Raw genomic sequence first — 14,233 nt, 5'->3', positions numbered from 1 at the left:
GTCAATTAGTTTTAACTGATAATTTAGAATAAGGCCTTTACACCAAAATTGAAGAATCTTGTTCTAGGTGTACCACCCACGTTGAGTTGCATCGTTTCTTTTTCTTTGGCAAGGGTCATCAAATTATAACCGTTTGTATAGATGCCGAGTTCTTTAACGATTCCCTTTCCGAGAACACTTGTTGGGAAATCATAGGAAATCTGTACTTTGGACAGATCGAATCGATTGGTTTTGTACATCCAAAAATCTGAACTTCGTAAATTATTGTCGCTGTTTCCTGTTGTTAAACGTGGATATGTCGCAGTTTCTTTATTTTCTTCCGTCCAACGGTCACGTGCTATAATGGAGTATTTATCTTCACCCTTCATCCTGAAATAGGAACTGCTCTTCATTTCATGTGCACCATATCTTGCTGTTGCAACAGCAAATAATGTCACATTTTTCCATTTAGCAGTGATATTAAAACCGAGTGAAAATGGAGCTCCTGCCCAACCAGCTTTACCGAGATAGATTTCGTCGCGTGTGTCAATTACGCCATCCCCGTTTTGATCTTTGTACTTAATGTCTCCAGGCTTAACTTCACCAAAGCCACTTGTAGCAGCTTGGTCTATATCGGCCTGATCACGGTAAAACCCTTCATTTTGAAGTCCCCATAGCGCATCCAGTGGTTTATTGGCTCGATTCTGATAAGTATTTTCATACAGTTCATCACGTTTTAAAGCTTTTGTGTCATAGTACAGACCCGTTACTCCTAAAGAGATAAAACTGTTGTTAAAGGTTTTATTGATATTTAAACCAAAATCCACACCCTGGCGTTCGTCTATATTAAAGTTGACAAATGGCATGTCTGAATAGGTAGGCCAGTAGGACATAAAGTACATCGGATATAGCGTATTTGGCTGTACGAGCATCCCATTCATCTGGTTGTAAAAATAAGAAGCGTTAAATGTCACCAAGTTATTGTACATACCGGCTTCAATGCCAAAAGTGATCTCCCTACGCTGTGGATAACGCATATCCATGTTTTCTCCTCTAAAACGATCAAAGGTGTGTACCAGCTGACCATCTCTCCAGCTGTACCATGCTGCATTGTTGAAGGTATAATAACCCTGGTACAGATAGTAATCCTGTATATCGAGATCGGTATTGATGATCCCAGCAGAAGCCTTTAATTTTAAGTTGTTAAAGACAGTGTTGTCCTTCATGAATTCTTCTTCACTGATGCGCCATGCCATCGATAAAGTTGGTGAAATGGCTTTACGTTTGGCTTCTGGTAATTTAGCAGAATGTGGCAAAGCAGCACTAAAATCAACATAATACTTATTAGCAAACTGGTATCCGAGCTGTAGACCAAGATTAGCATTGCTTTGTTTATGATATGCTGCAGACTGTCCAATCTGAAAGGCATTAGCCAACACGATTGCGGACACATGGTGTTGCTCATTAAATGTACGGGCATAGTTTAATTGCGCTGTAAAGCCTAACGTTTGTCGGTAGGCACTTCCGCCTATATTTTGTACTCCAGAAACACGATCGTCACCATATTTGGTAAGACTACTGATGAGATCGGTACCATTGTAGTTGTTCCAGTTGGCTTGGTATACAGCATAATTGTTATTATACGATTGATTATACTGATTTTGATAATCAATAGCCATTGCCGTTTTAAATGTTAACCCCTCCAGTACATCGTTTAGATTAAAATCTAACCCTGTGTTAAACTGAAATTGTCTGTTCAGGTGTCTATTGCTTCCACCTGCATAGATATTAGCAAAAGCGTTTGTCTGATCCAATTGACTACCACCTAGTAAGTATTTGTCATCTACGAGGAAGTTACTGTTGTTAACAAAAATCATGGAGTTTTCGTCGCTTTCTTCAATCATACTGATCGGTACGAGCGGAGAAAAGCGGTGTGGTCTCCCTGTTGCTGCAGCAGCCCAATAATCTGTATTGACTCCTTTGGATGTATAGAAGCTTGCCGCAGCGTCAACATTTAAAGAAATAATCTTATTTAAGTTAACATTAATGTTACCCCGCATATTAAAGCGATTGGACGTATTGTTGTCCACGGCCTCCCCAAAGTTTAATAGTGATCCCGCAGACCAAAATCCAAAATTGGTATAATATTGCGTCCGTTCGTTACCTCCGGAGACTTCTGCTGTCGCATCGTATCTATTGTAACTTTTTTTAATGTAATCTGATGAATAATAATCTACATTTGGGTAGCGATAGGGATTCTCTCCCGTGCTATGTTTATAAATACTTTCTTGCGTATATAGATCAGGAAGTCCGTCGTTGCGTCTGGCCTCATTATAGAGGGTCATATATTCAGCAGAACCGAGATATTTCGGATAACTGATGGGGGTATTGATCCCTGCATTGGTACGGATGTTTATTTTTTGAGTACCTGCTTTTCCACGTTTGGTGGTTATATAGATGACTCCCTTTGCTGCACGGCTACCATAAAGTGCAATCGCATTTGCATCTTTCAGCACCGAGATCTGATCAATTTCTGTAGGCATAACATTTTCGGCATCTCGAGGAAATCCATCCACTAACAGCAGATAACCTGAAGATCCCCATATGTTTCCATTATAGCCAGAAACAAGTGCGTCGAGATTTTCGAGACTATAGGTTGTATAATTTTTTTCCATTAATTGAGCAAGATTAACCGCTTGGACTTCACCCATGAGATTTTGCTTTTTGACCTTGCGAAAAGCCACCTGTATGAGCGCTGTAGTATCCGTTTGCAGGGTATCTTGTAATCCGAATCTTGCTGGTGATATTGGGGCATTGTTTTTATATGGAAATAAGCGAGATGCCGATGCGTCAAACGTACCCAAACCGACCATACTCAGGCACAATGCTATTTTTAATTTTTTATATTTCATTGTCTCATAATTTTATGAATTGATCGCTCATTTGAGTTACCATCCAGGATTTTGTGAAAATTCAGGATACATACTGACATCGGATACTTTTAAGGGAAGCCAATAGTGCTTGCTTGTGAATTTTCGTTCTAGTAATACTTTTTCTTTCATATTAACCACACGGTTTTGAGTAGGGTCAGTTGTATTAAAAGTCCCTGTTCTATCAAATTCAAGTGCAGTTTTTAGGGTGTATGGGCTTTCTGTGAGTAAAAGCCATCTTCTCAAATCATTGAACCGATGTCCTTCGTAGGCGAGTTCAACAGCTCTTTCGCGGCGTAATTCACCCATAAAAGCATCAGAAGAAGCTAAGAATTTGCTGTTTACGGCAGCGGCTCCAGCACGTTTGCGAATGATATTGACTGCCTCTACCGCAGTTTTATTATAATTTGCCGCTTTTCCATTAGCGGCATTATTTGCCATGGCTGCAGCTTCGGCATACATCAGGTAGACATCTGCCAAACGCATATAAGGAACATAGATATGCATATTAGATCCATAGTCAAATGCTCTGTCATAATCGTTTGTTGTTAAAGGAATAAATTTGCGAAGTGTATAACCTGTGCGGCTGCCATTCTGAATATTACGATATGATCCATTGGTATAGAGCTGGGCGTATCGGTATTCATTTTCCGGTCTATCCTTGGGAGGTATGGTTCCTTTTATGACCTTAACACCATCAAAGACGATATCATTGTAAAATCTTGGGTCACGTCCTTTCCATGGATATGCCGGATCGTATCCAGATTCTGCATCTGCTTGTGTGATATCTTTAATGGGGAGACCGTTTGCCATTCCATAATAATTGACATAATTGGCTGTAGGGACAAATTTGAGAGCATCGCCTTCGGTGATTAAGCTCGGCATATACTGCTTACTTGTTCCATAATGGGTGTTGTTGCCCGCATTGTAAGGTCCTCTAAAGATAGCTTCAGTACTTCCTGGGAGTGCCCAATTTTCACTTATCGTATAGAAATTAAGATGATAATTTTCAAAGTCCACCAATTTATATGGAGCCTGTCCACTTTCGGTCAGGGACAGTAATTCTCCAAAAGCTTCCGCTGCTTTTTTGCAGTAGTCGGCTTGATAGGTACGGCTGCCGGTTACTGTAAAATTCATCAGTGGACTGCCTGCCCACAGGTAATTTTTACCCAAATAACCCAAAGCCATGATTTTATTGATGCGCAGCGCATTTTTACCCAGGGTCCTCTTTCCCGGATTGGTATCATCCCAATTGATGGGTAAAAGATTGGCGGCTTCACGAAAATCTGCGGCGGCCAAATCTGCGCATTCATGGTAATTGAGACGTGGAAGTGTTAGTTTCTCATCACTTGGCAATACCTTATTGATATAAGGCATACCGCCAAAGTATTCCATCAAACGATGGTGAAACCAACCTCTAAAGAAGAGTAACTGTCCTTTGATAAGGTCCCGTTCTTCCTGAGTGGCTTCGGTCATTTTATCCATATTTTCAAGACCAATGCTAATTTTTCGAAGGCCGAACCAAGCGGCATTCCAGAGGTCTTTATTGATATTGCGATTTTCTGGTAAAAACTCCGTTGTAAAGTCGTTTTGTTCCATCCATCCTGCACCCCAGCCATCGTGCTGTGCCTGCCAGGCCCAAAAATTTCCATTATCGATTTTATGGATAAAGTGATAGTCGCCAGCAGTGGAGGTAATCTCGTCTTCGCCCCAGTTCCAGGAATTGGTCCAGTAGAGATTGCTGAAATTAACAATACAGTGGTATAGCTCTTCGGTATAGCCTTGGAAATTATTGAAGTTTTTAAACGCTTCTTTTTCTGAGATAATAGATTGTTCTTCTTTGTCGAGGTACTTTTTACAAGAACTCATGTATGAAGAGGAAACTATAACACCAAAAGAAACAATAATTTTTAAATATTTTTTCATCATCATATCGATTAAAAAGTAATGTTCGCGCCTAGGTTAAAACGTTTGACGGTAGGGTAGGCGCCTTGTGAAGCCCAGCCTGTACCTGCATAATTGGATTCTCGATCATCGGGCATTTTGGACCAGAATAAAAGGTTGTGACCGTTGAGAAAGATGCGAATATGCTGAAATCCCATACGACGTATAAAATTGTTTTCAGCATTCAAGTTGTACGCAATCTCGGCAGTCTTTAATCGGATGTAAGATCCATCGTACATAAAACGGCTCCCTTGTGTATAGTTACTCGGAGTAGCAAGCCAGCGGGGTAAAGGTACATCTGCGTCTGTTTGATCCTTGGACCAATAGGATCCTTCGTGATAAGCTAAATTGCGCTGTCTTTCAAAACTATTCAATACGACCTGACGGGTGACATTGTTGACACCGTACCATTGTGTCATGATGCTGAAGTTTTTCCAGTCAAATCCGACCGTTAGGTTGTATGTGTTCTGCGGAGTAGAGGGGTAGGCATAGGGGATATTATCTTTCGAATCGATCAACCCATCGCCATTGTAATCCAATATATGATAATTGCCAGGTAGTTTATTTCCATCGTTATTATCATGTACGGTACTGGCATATAATTCATCCCATGTATTATAGTATCCACTACCGACATGCGTATAGGTTTGACTGATCTGCTTGTCATTGAGCTTTTGATATTCCGGTAGTAATTCGGGACTGTCTCCTTCAATAACTTTATCTTTGGCATGGGTAAAGTTCATATCAGCCCATAATCGCCAGTTTTGATTAATCGCTTTATTGACTTTTAACTCTACTTCATATCCTTTATTGGTCACGATGCCCAAGTTGGCTGCTGGTGCTGCGACACCGAAGTAGTCGGGTATTGCACGGTTATTTCCAGTGATCAACACATCGGTCCGCTTGTCACTGAATACATTCACTTGACCTGAAATAATTCCTTTAAAAAATGAGAAATCGGTACCGAAGTTGAATTTTCTTACTTTTTCCCAACGTACATTCGGATTACCCAGCTCATTTTCTCTGTACCAAGTGTAAGTACTGTGCTCTGGAGCCTCACCAACAGTCCCCATATGCGACTGACCGCCGTATGACCATTGTGTCAGGTACAGATAGCGCCCATTGACATTGTCATCTCCGATATCACCATAGGAAGCACGAAGTTTCAGCATGTCTATAAAGGAAACGTTTTTCATAAAATTTTCTTCAGACAGTAACCAGCCTATACCTCCAGAATTAAAAAATCCAAATCGGAAACCGCGGGCAAATTTCTCAGATCCGGTATAGGCTCCACTGTAATCAAGCATATATTTTCCTTTGTAATTGTAAGTGGTGCGGAATACCCAGTCTTCGCGATAAAATGGCTGTATACTTCCTGTAGCATATTGATTTCGGTTGAATAGACCCATCGCTGTAATGTTATGATCGTTTGCTATTCGGGTGGCATAATCCAATTGCAACTGGTAGAACAGGCGTCTATAGGTCATTCCGTTATTGACTGCTCCCGATTGTTGAGCCCAGTTGATCCCTTCTACAAAATCAAAGCGGCTGCCATCTATATTTTGTCCGTAAACGGCTAATCCGGTTTCTGGATCAATCCATTTACTTTGTACGTTATTGTACAGGTCGTTAACTCCTCTTCCAGCTTCTACAAATGTGTTGTCGAGCGATATACTTCCTCTCACTTTCAACCCATCGACAAACATTTTGAGATCTTGCTCTAATATAAAATCTGACGTTATTTTACTTGTAGTTGTCAATTCTACTCCAGATGTTGCAAGTGCCTGTGCGGAATTTATACCGACTTGTGAATCGGGTTTATAAAATCCCCATGTGCCGTCTGCATATCTTGGGTAAATGACGTCTGGAGGTACGGTATAGGCGGCGATCCAGTAGCTGTAGTCATTTCCGCCACCCCAAGGGCTTTTTCTTCTTCCATGCGACCCTGCTAGATTTGCTGAAAATTTGGTGGTTGGCGTGAGCTGAAAATCTAAGTTAGAACGCATGTTTAAGCGGTTAAAACCATAACCGGGTTTGTAACCGCGATTGTTGTCATTTTCGCGAAACATATCGCCTTCGTATAAGTAATCGGCACTGGCAAAATATTTTACAAAATTGGTACCTCCTGCAATATTGAGATTGCTATTTTGCGAGAATGCATGTTTCTTAAATAGTTCCTCAGCCCAATTGGTGTTAACATAGCGCTCTCTTTCTTCCAGATTGGCTGGGAAGCGATATCTGTTGATCAGGTCTTGGGGTTGGTACGAAACCCAGCTATTGGGAGAGAGTGCCAATTCGTTTTCGATGACACGATTGCGCAGCATCATGGCATCATATGAATCCATTTTTCCAGGCAATTGGGACACTGTTTTTATGATATTATTCACTGTACCTCGTACGGAAGCTTTTCCTTCTTTACCTCTTTTAGTGGTAATGAGGATAACTCCGTTTGCTCCACGTACACCATATACGGCAGTAGCGGTTGCATCTTTTAATACGGATACGGTTTCAATCGAACTGATATCGACACTGCTCAAGGGACGTTCGACTCCATCTACCATGGTTAATGGATCGGTATTGTTCCAAGTGCTGCGTCCGCGAATCACGATACGTGGATCTTCTTCTCCCGGCATCCCGGTACTTGCGGTCGTGACTACCCCAGGGACATTACCGGTCAGGGCCGCACCAACACTGGCTACACCGCCAGCTCTTTCTAAGACTTTCCCAGAGGTCTGTGTCACTGCTCCCACAACAGTTTCTTTTTTCTGGATGCCGTAACCCACCACAACAATTTCGTCAATATCGATGTTGGCACTGTTGAGTACGATCTGTAAGTCACTTTTATCATTAATTTGGACTTCTGTTTTTAGGTATCCAACTTTGGTAATAACAAGTGTATTCCTGTTTTTGGGTACCTGAATAGTGAAAGAGCCATTTATATCTGTTGAAATTCCTGCTGTTCCTTCTTTGACTTTAACGGAAGCATTTTCTACTGCTTGTTGCTTTTGGTCTACGACTGTACCCCGGATTTGTCTTAGCTCTTGTGCATATAGCGGTGCAGCTGCGAGCAATAAGAGCAGCAGTGCTGCGCTATAGAGCAGGAAAATACCCCATAGTTTTTTCTCATACCAAATGAGTGTGATGGTATATTTAATCATCATAATAATTTTTACTGTTTAGTTATTGGTTTGAAATCATAAATCGGTTTGCTCCATTGTAGCGCATTGATTAAAGGTGATAGTGATCTATCTTAGTAGGTTTTTAGGTACTGTTTACTGTGCTCATAATTCTATTATAATCTAAGTGGTTTGTGTAAATGCCGTGCATAAAGTTTCCGGTTGCTATTAGGTAGGTTAGGTCTAACAACAAGTAGTGAAATTTATTTTTGACGGTTGGTTTATAATTACTAATTCAAAACTAGCTGATGTAACATTCTCGTTGAGGTAAGAATGTTCAAATGATGAGTAAGTATGTTAAAATTGGATTTAAATCATCAAATAATCTATTTTTTTTGATAGTTTAGGATAACGGTGACCGCTATTCAAAAGTATTGTTGTCCACCTTTAACCATTATCTTATTAAACCTAAATATGTTGAATATATTGAAGTGTAAAATTATTATTGTTATTACCTTAATTTTCTGCTCAGTTGCTAACGCGCAGGAGCTGCCGTATTCATTTGAACACTATACGATAAAAAATGGTTTATCGTCCAATACTGTTTTTAGTACTTATCGAGATAGCTATGGTTTTTTATGGGTTGGAACTGAAGATGGGTTAAATCGATTTGATGGATACACGTTTAAAGTTTATCGTTATAATGCCGATGTAGAAGCGGGTTTGAAATCTAATCATATCACAGCTTTATGTGAGGATGCCGTAGGACGTGTTTGGATAGGCACCAATGGCGGAAGCTTAAGTTATTATGACCGTAAATTGGATAAAATTGTCAGTTATGATAAACATGTGGATGGTAAATGGTTGAGTACCGCAATAACAACGATTAATACGGATATCGCAGGGAATATCTGGGTAGGTTCATATGGAGGACTCTTTATTATCAATGTCAAAGATATTGGCAAACCACTTGACATACGCTATACCGACATCGAAAAGAAGTTTTTCAAAATGACCTCCAGATATATTTTTAGAGACAGTCAAGGACGCATGTGGATTGCTGCCGAAAATAGAATATATCAGTTTGCATCGAATTTGAAAGAAAGTAAAGTTTATCCTGCTCAGGATCCTTTGAAAGCTGATAGACAGCTCATGGAACTGACCTGCATTGAAGAAGATGAGCAGAAACGTATCTGGGTTTCCTCGCTACAAGGGCTTTTATATAAGGGTGATCATGAAGATCAGTTTTCTTTGTTTCAAGAATCGGGAGGTGCTAAATTAGGCAGTCAGCGAATTTATAGTATTGCTAACGATACAAAAGGAGGGCTTTGGATTGGTACGGATAATGGATTAGGGGTATTGAATACAGAGAATTTTGAGCTTAAAATTTTTAATAAGGATCCTCGAAATATGAGAAGTATAAGCCATAAATCGGTCCGTTCTATTTACCTGGATAAATTCGGAATTTATTGGGTGGGCACCGTACAGGGAGGGTTAAATAAATTTGATGTGAACCTGAATCAGTTTAACCTTAAAACGATCGACAGTTATGGAAAGAATGAAGTCAGTATGATTACTTCATTTTTACCTTTTAAGAGTCAGGTTGTGGTGGGTACTGATGGAGGTGGTCTTTATCGGTATGACCGTAGCTTGGATAAACTGACAGCTATTCCGATTGGAGATCAAAATCTAACGGTTTTAGCATTAAAAAATGGAGATCATCCTGGCGATATATGGCTGGGAACTTTTGGTAAGGGAGTGATCAAGTTCAATTTAGAAACACAATCACGTGCGCAATATCTGACAGGACCTGGTGAAAACCAACTTAATAATAGCGAAGTCTTTAGTTTAGAGAAAGATATCTATGGTGATATCTGGGTCGGAACAAACGGCGGTGGAATTAATGTGATAAGACTTAAAGATGGTGCGGTTAAAAAATTTCGTCGTTCTGATAATCCCAAAGCGGATGAGATTGCACCTTCTGCAGATTTTATCCGTGCTTTAAGAAAGGATCATGATGGTAATATGTGGGTAGGGACCTACGGTGCAGGTATTTTTGTCTACAATCCATACACCCGTAAAACCATGTATTATAACAAAAATGCAAATGCTCTGCCGAACAACTATGTGCTATCAATCTATACCGACCGGGCTGGAAATGTGTATGCAGGTACAAATGGCAATGGAGTCGGGTTGCTGCAAAAAGGTGATAAGCAGTTTAAAACACTGTCTGAACGCGAAGGTTTGATCAATGATGTCGTACAGAGTATCGTTGAAGATAATACGGGAAAAATGTGGTTTAGTACGAATAAAGGCTTGAGCTGTTATGATCCCTTGCAAAAAACGTTTAAAAATTATGCCTATTCTGTTGGCTTACAGGAGGGGGCATTTGCGATAGGGGCAGGTCTCATGCTGCCTGATGGAGAAGTATATTTTGGTGGTCAAGAAGGATTTAATCATTTTTACCCTAAAAATTTAAAAATTAATACGAATCCTTCTAAACCTGTATTAACGGAATTAAAGATTGATAATAAGGTGATCAAACCTTCTAAAGAAGGCATACTATCTGAATCACTGTTAACGGCAGAAAGGATCAATTTGAAGTATAAACAAAACTTTTCAATTTCATTTGCTGCATTGAATCTGACTGTATCAGAAGACAATCAATATCAATATCGCTTGAAAGGGTTTGATAAGGATTGGATTAAAGCTCATGGGGATCATGCTGCTTACTACACCAATTTGGATCCAGGAGAATATACATTTGAAGTAAAAGCGAGTAATAACGATGGGATATGGGATGATGAAATCAAATCTATAGTTGTTTATGTTGAACCTCCTATATGGTTAAAAGGTTACGCATTTGTGTTTTATGGCATTTTGTTTTTATCGGGGTTATATTGGTTAAAGAGTCGCGGTGTGCGGAAACTAAAACAAAAGTTTGTTTTGGAACAGGAGCGTCGTGATGCGGATAATCTTCATCAGCTGGATCAGATGAAGATCAAATTTTTGACGAATTTAAGTCATGAATTTCGAACACCTATTTCTTTAATTACAGGACCGATAGAGATTTTACTGCTTAAAGAGAAAGACAAAGAAACATCTCAACAGATTGCTCTGATCAAGCGTAATGCCCATAGACTGCTTAATCTTGTTAATCAATTGCTTGATTTTAGGAAAATGGAAGAGAATGAGCTTAAATTACATAATACGAAAGGGGATTTAGTATCCTTTGTAAAAGATATGTATGACTCCTTTAGTGATATGGCCATCCAAAAGGAGATCAACTATCGTTTTATTTCTTGTGAAGATCATGTACTAACTGCTTTTGACCATAATAAAATAGAGCGAATTATCTTTAATTTATTATCTAATGCGTTTAAATTTACTGCTAAGGGAGGTCATATTTCTGTGTATATAAAATCGGTGGAAGTACAGGAGGAGGGCGATAAAATAAAAGTTAAAATTGTGATCAAGGATGATGGTATTGGTATTCCCAAAGAATCGCATGAAGCGATTTTCGACAGTTTCTACCAGCATGATACACAGGGTAATGTTTTGAACCAAGGATCTGGCATCGGTTTGTCCATCGCAGATTCATTTGTTAAAATGTATGGTGGTAAATTATGTGTAGAGAGTGAACCAGGCTTTGGAAGCACTTTTTCTTTTGATCTATTTTTAGAAAAAATGGATGTCGCTCAAGAAGAAGTTGTACAAGCTGTTATAGGTGTCGAACAGGATGCTGCTGATCCGCATATGCGTCTGAGACCCGTTGTATTGATTATTGAGGATGATGATGACTTTCGCGGTTTTCTAAAAAGTAGGCTCGATCCTTTATATCAAACTTTCGAAGCATCAAACGGTCAAGAAGGATGGCAAAAAGCATTATTTCATCATCCGGATCTGATAATTTCTGATGTGCAGATGCCCATTATGAATGGAATGGAATTGACGCAGAAACTGGTGCGGGATAAACGAACAAAACATATTCCAATTATTTTATTGACAGCTTCTAGAGTAGAAAATGGTTTAGTCTGCGGTTTAGAGTCGGGAGCAGTAGATTATATTTCTAAACCATTTGATATGGCCGCATTATTAGCAAAAGTGAATAGTCTACTGCTGCTTAATCAAGCTTTTAAAGATACTTATAGTAAGCAGCTCTCTTTTGTTTCACCAGAAGTTGAGGTGATGTCAGAAAAGGAGAAGTTTTTACAGAGCGTATTTGAATATGTTTATGAAAATTTAGATAATCCACAACTTTCTGTTGAGTTGTTGAGTAGTCATTTGTCCATTAGTAGAACATCTTTGTATAATAGATTGCTTGAATTTTCTGGAATGAGTCCTGTAGATTTTATCCGTTCGGTAAGATTAGAACGTGCTGCAAATTTATTGGAAAAAAATAGTAACTCGATATCGGAGATTGCTTATGAGACCGGATTTTCAAATCCGAATTATTTTACGAAAGTATTTAAGGCAAAATATAAAATGACACCGTCGGAGTATATACAAGCACAAAAGAATCTGGTTAAATAATATTATTGGCGCGAATTATATAGGAGAGAAAGGTCAGGAATAATATTAAATAAGGAGCTGCAGATAAAAGGAAACGATTGATAAAAAGGCTTATCTGTGATGGGATAAGCCTTTTTAAAATTAGGGAAATGAAGGGAGGCCTAACCCTTATTTAAGCTTTCTTTTTTTTCTTTTTAGGGGTTAATGAAAGCAGACTCCTAGTATTTTTTCTAGTTCCAGTACCAGATTTAAATGTAGTCGGATTTTGATCTGTTTGCTCACTCTTTACGTATTTATATTTTAGCTTAATATAACTTTTTGTACATTTTGCTGTTTTTTTCTAATGACCAGCGCAATGATCCAGATGGACAATAATGAAATGAGTAGGATGATTTTTAGGGTATTCATCTCCGGGAAAAAATTATTGAGCGAGTGAAATGCAGCTACTGCTAATAAGGAATGGGTGTTATTGGCAACTTTTCCGATTCCCCAGCTACCAAGGATTAAAATTCCCAAAAACAAGAGGTTTGAACTGCTAAGGTCAAAGTTCAGGTGCCAGATAAACCAGAGTACAGCCACAATGAATACAGTTAAAAATTCCGGTAATGGCTTCAGTTGCTGCTGTAAAAATCCGCGCCAGCCGATCTCTTCCAAAAGGCCGTAAATTAAGATTGCGGTAATCGCTTCAAAAGATAGGGTTCCTTTGACAGCATATTCCGTACTTAAAATTAGTATAATGGGTAATGCCCAATATAAAAGAAAGGGTGTGATGATATTGCTGTAGTTCCCTTTTAATGTTAGAACGGGTTTTATTTTAAAGAGAGCGAAGACGGCTAATGCAGCGATAGTGGGAGAAATACCCTGTAGGATTATTTTAATAAATTCGCTTGATATACCATTCAATAAATCGGTTTTATTGGTCAGATAGCGAAGAAGAACGGCAATGATAAAAAACGTCAGGACAGCAAGATAATTAACTTTATTTTTCATGTACAATGGCTTATTTGATGCTCAAAAATAGCAAGATGATTTCGTTAAAAAATTGACGAAAGTTAAGAAATGCACATTACACGTTTTTTTTTCTAATCCTGCTCAGACTTTCAGCTGCTATACCGAGATAAGAACAGATGATTTTTAATGATGTTCTCTGGAAAATTTCGGGACGCTCTTTGATTAATTTTAAATATCTCTCGGTAGGGTTGAGCGTCAGTAAATTAATCTGTTCGGATTGTTTTCTGATAAACATGGCGTCTGAAATAGCTTTGCCAATGATTAGCCCTGTAGTGGACCTGGAATATAAGGCATGCAGATCGCTATGGCTGATAGACCATACGAGCGATTCTTCTAAAGCCTGCGTCTTGATAACCGTTGATGATTGGGTAAGAAAGGACAGGTAATCACTGAATAATTGTTCCTCGTAATATAGATTAATGCAGATATCTTTTTCTTCTGCCAAAACAAAGTGTGCAACGGAACCGCTAATTAATATGTTGATGTATTTTTCTTTACTACGATAATCTTTTATTAACTCATTTTTTTTAAAGGTGCGCACCTGTAGATATTTTGCAAATTCAGTCCATAGTTTCAGGTCAGCTTTGTAAAATGGGTCAAATATTTCTTTTACTCGTTGCGGTGTAGGTTGCTCCATAAGTAGTCTTAATTCTTGATCTTTTTTAGCAGTTTATCATCAGTTGAACAGTTGATGAAATATCGGTCAACTTACAAAATATTTTCTTTATATAAACTCGTCTG

General features: G+C 38.9%; 6 protein-coding genes. 1 reads left to right on the top strand and 5 read right to left on the bottom strand.

All coding sequences use genetic code 11. The annotated features are described in order from the left end of the window. Nucleotides 1-23: 23 nt before the first annotated feature. Genes ACFS6I_RS11735 through ACFS6I_RS11725 form a run of 3 tightly spaced genes read right to left on the bottom strand, consistent with a single transcriptional unit; the run spans nt 24 to nt 8,014 of the window. Complete coding sequence (locus ACFS6I_RS11735) at nt 24-2,891, bottom strand: SusC/RagA family TonB-linked outer membrane protein (RefSeq protein ID WP_380920712.1); 2,868 nt, start codon at nt 2,889-2,891, stop codon at nt 24-26. Between the two features lie 36 nt (nt 2,892-2,927). Then, nucleotides 2,928-4,835, bottom strand: a complete 1,908-nt coding sequence (locus ACFS6I_RS11730) for a RagB/SusD family nutrient uptake outer membrane protein (protein WP_380920710.1) — start codon at nt 4,833-4,835, stop codon at nt 2,928-2,930. 11 nt (nt 4,836-4,846) lie between these two features. Further along, nucleotides 4,847-8,014 (bottom strand): SusC/RagA family TonB-linked outer membrane protein, encoded by a 3,168-nt coding sequence (locus ACFS6I_RS11725; RefSeq protein ID WP_380920708.1) that lies wholly within the window; start codon nt 8,012-8,014, stop codon nt 4,847-4,849. 429 nt (nt 8,015-8,443) lie between these two features. On the opposite strand from ACFS6I_RS11725, the gene ACFS6I_RS11720 reads away from it, so the two are divergent. After that, nucleotides 8,444-12,502: a hybrid sensor histidine kinase/response regulator transcription factor gene (locus ACFS6I_RS11720; RefSeq protein WP_380920706.1), complete on the top strand. Its 4,059-nt coding sequence runs from the start codon at nt 8,444-8,446 to the stop codon at nt 12,500-12,502. Between the two features lie 279 nt (nt 12,503-12,781). Here ACFS6I_RS11720 and ACFS6I_RS11715 read toward each other — a convergent pair whose 3' ends face one another. After that, complete coding sequence (locus ACFS6I_RS11715; RefSeq protein WP_380920704.1) at nt 12,782-13,471, bottom strand: CPBP family intramembrane glutamic endopeptidase; 690 nt, start codon at nt 13,469-13,471, stop codon at nt 12,782-12,784. 76 nt (nt 13,472-13,547) lie between these two features. After that, on the bottom strand, nt 13,548-14,129 hold the full coding sequence (locus ACFS6I_RS11710) for a Crp/Fnr family transcriptional regulator (protein ID WP_380920702.1): 582 nt from the start codon (nt 14,127-14,129) through the stop codon (nt 13,548-13,550). Nucleotides 14,130-14,233: the final 104 nt, after the last annotated feature.

It is taken from the genome of Sphingobacterium anhuiense (assembly GCF_042686355.1).
In the GTDB taxonomy this organism is placed as follows: domain Bacteria; phylum Bacteroidota; class Bacteroidia; order Sphingobacteriales; family Sphingobacteriaceae; genus Sphingobacterium; species Sphingobacterium anhuiense.
Note: the sequence above shows the minus strand (reverse complement) of the source record. Positions and strands in the feature narration are given on the sequence as shown.

Coding starts and splice junctions, on each gene's coding strand:
- ACFS6I_RS11735 (WP_380920712.1), bottom strand. CDS start 2,891: ATGAAATATAAAAAATTAAAAATAGCATTGTGCCTGAGTATGGTCGGT.
- ACFS6I_RS11730 (WP_380920710.1), bottom strand. CDS start 4,835: ATGAAAAAATATTTAAAAATTATTGTTTCTTTTGGTGTTATAGTTTCC.
- ACFS6I_RS11725 (WP_380920708.1), bottom strand. CDS start 8,014: ATGATGATTAAATATACCATCACACTCATTTGGTATGAGAAAAAACTA.
- ACFS6I_RS11720 (WP_380920706.1), top strand. CDS start 8,444: ATGTTGAATATATTGAAGTGTAAAATTATTATTGTTATTACCTTAATT.
- ACFS6I_RS11715 (WP_380920704.1), bottom strand. CDS start 13,471: ATGAAAAATAAAGTTAATTATCTTGCTGTCCTGACGTTTTTTATCATT.
- ACFS6I_RS11710 (WP_380920702.1), bottom strand. CDS start 14,129: ATGGAGCAACCTACACCGCAACGAGTAAAAGAAATATTTGACCCATTT.